At 45.2% G+C, this 3,182-nt stretch carries 1 protein-coding gene; it reads left to right on the top strand.

Features of this window, described 5'->3' with window-relative positions; genetic code table 11:
• Positions 1–3,182: choice-of-anchor D domain-containing protein (locus M0R21_13740; protein MCK9618885.1), on the top strand; the 3,182-nt coding region annotated here is incomplete at both ends.

Below are 3,182 nucleotides of genomic sequence, written 5' to 3'. Positions count from 1 at the left end.
GGCAGCCAATTAATTCCCAGTGGAACTATTTCAAAAACCTTCACAATTCAAAATACTGGGAATGAAACATTAACTCTTGGCGCCAGTGCTGTTACTTTTTCAGGAGGACAATCCGGAGATTTTACCGTAACATCACAGCCCTCAGCAACCATTACCGCAGGCGGTTCTTCCGATTTTACAATTGAGTTTGACCCTACGGCTACCGGCGCACGGGGCACCACTGTTAATATCAACAACAACGATGCAAATGAAAACCCGTATAATTTTAACATTCAGGGAACCGGAATATGGCAACCTTTGAATAATAATGCCCTTGATTTTGACGGGACAAACGATTATGTATCCGTGCCAGGCATGGCTTCACAAAGTTTTACTGAAATCACTGTTGAAATGTGGGTTTACAGCACTTTATCGGGTACCGATCAGAAAGTTATCGGAGATGCCGATTCGAATAGCCCCAGACGTGGCTTTTGCTTAGGAATCTCGGACCAAAATAAACTCTATCCTGAAATATTTAATAGCGGGTCAAACAACGTTACAAGTTCAGATGCTATTCCGCTAAACCAATGGACCCATATAGCCTTTACCTGGAAAAAGGGGAATTATTCTGATGGTATAAAAGCTTACATAAACGGGAAACAAGTCATATCCACATCAACCGTTAACACCGACATGAATAACTCGAATGTCTTGACAATAGGTTCAGCGCCTTGGTTCCGTGAAAAATATTTTCGTGGAAAGATGGACGAAATCCGGGTATGGAACAAAGTACGCACAGCAACCGAAATACGGGAAGGCATGATGCGTTCACTAAACGGAGATGAAAGTGGATTAGTAGCTTATTATCGTTTCAATGAAACTTCGGGCAATACACTTTATGATGCTACTTCAAACAGTTACAATGGGACTTTAACCAACATGGATGGAGCCACAGACTGGGTCGATTCGGAAGCCTTTACTACCTGGCTCGGAACTACCAGCAGCGATTGGAGTACAGCTTCCAACTGGAGCGACGGAGTACCTGCCTCTTCCGACAACGTAGGCATTTATAACTGGGCTGGGAATTCTGAAGCAACTATTTCCGGAACTCCGACGGTTGAAAACTTGATGGTATCTTCCACTTCTTCTCCGGTGCTTGGTTCAGGCATTACCGTAAATGGGAATCTCATTCTGGAAAAAAACATGAATTTGAACGGGCAGGTGGTTACCCTTGGTGCTGAAGGATATTTGATTGAAGGTAGCGGTATTTTCTCAGGTGCAACAGGAAGCATCACTACTACACGAAACTTGAGTAGTTTGAATGCACAAAACGTTGGAGGGTTGGGTGCAGTGATTACCACTTCTGCCAATATGGGAAGCACAACCATCGCCCGTGCCCACGGGAATCAAAGTTGGGGTGGAAATAACAGCATACTCAGATATTATGATATTACGCCTACAACAAACAGCGGATTAAATGCTACCTTAACATTTAATTATCTGACTTCAGAATTAAATGGTCTAACCGAAAGCAATCTTAAATTGTTTAAATCATCCGACGGCGGTTCATCTTATGCCTTTGCAGGCGGTACGGTTTCTACAGAGAACAATACCATAACTATCTCTTCACTCAGCAGCTTTTCACGCTGGATAGCAACCGAGTCGGCTCCTGTAACGGTAACCACCCAAGCTGTTTCTGACATTGGTAAAACTACAGCAACCGGCAATGGCAACATCACCAACCTTGGCATTCCCAATCCAACAGCTCACGGAGTATGCTGGAATACTACCAGTTCACCCACCATATCCGACGACAAAGTGGATAACGGTGCAGCCTCGGCTACAGGGGCATTTACGGCTTCCATGACCGGACTAATGCCAAATCAAACCTACTATGTAAAAGCCTATGCTACCAATACTGCCGGCACAAGTTATGGTGATCAGGTTTTGTTTACTACTAATGCTTCCGCCACCACTATCTGGAACGGTACTGGCAACTGGACTGAAAGCGAAAAATGGAGTGATGGTGTTCCTGCCGCTACTACCGATATGACAGTAGCATCGGGCACATTGACTGTTTCCGATAATTATGCCTGTAAAAATGCTACGATTAATTCCGGTGCAAACCTTACTATCAACAACGGCAAAAGCCTTACCATAAATCAGGACTTACTGATAAAATCCAATGCTGGCGGAACCGGTTCGCTGCTAAATGACGGAACCACCAACATCAGCGGGACAACCACCGTTGAACGCTATCTCACTCCCGATACATGGCATAGCATAACAGCCATACCCAATGGAAACACTTCCTATCTTTTCTCAATTACCAACCCTGCGGTGAGCGGCGAAATTTATCTTAAATCGTTCAACGAACCGGCTAACGACTTTGCTTACATCCTCGATCCGGCAAAGGCTCTTAATCCAGGCGAAGGTTTTATGATTTGGACTACCACAGCCAACACAATTCCTTTCACCGGAACGTTAACATCAAGTGATCTCACACTGAATACTACCACCACACCTGCATTGTCTTTTACCGATTTAGCCCATGGCTGGAACCTCACGGGAAATCCTTTTCCCTGTGCTTTGGATTGGGGTGCAGGAAGCTGGACGCGAACAAACATTGACGCATCCGTATATGTTTGGGACGGCAGTAATTATCTTACCCGCAATGGAGCAGGTATAGGATCTCTCACCGATGGCATCATTCCTGCCGGACAGGCATTCTTCATCCGTAGCAATGCAGCAGCACCGGTCTTCACCATTCCGGCAGATGCACGTGTACACCATTCTCAGAATTTTTACAAAGATGCAGCACCGGTAAAAGACCTGCTTTCACTCAAAGTTACCGGCAACGGTTATAAAGATGAAACGTTTATTAACTTCCGCAGCGATGCCACTACAGGTTGGGACAACCAGTACGATACCTATAAGCTTTCGGGAATAGAAGAAGCTCCCCAGCTTTATTCCATCACTTCTGGAGAAGTTTTATCCATCAACACTTTGCCATATTCGCAGGAAGAAGCAATAGTTTCCCTTGGATTTAAAGCCGGAACGGGAGGGAACTTCAGTCTGAATGTAACCGAAAGCACCTTCGAAGGAAGTGTTACCATCCTACTCGAAGACCTGCTTACCGGTAATACCGTAAACCTGCGACAGACACAGGGATATGATTTTGCATCGGGTGCTGCCGACGACCC

Source organism: Lentimicrobiaceae bacterium (genome assembly GCA_023227965.1).
Lineage (GTDB): Bacteria > Bacteroidota > Bacteroidia > Bacteroidales > JALOCA01 > JALOCA01.
This window is presented reverse-complemented; position numbering and strand designations above follow the sequence as displayed.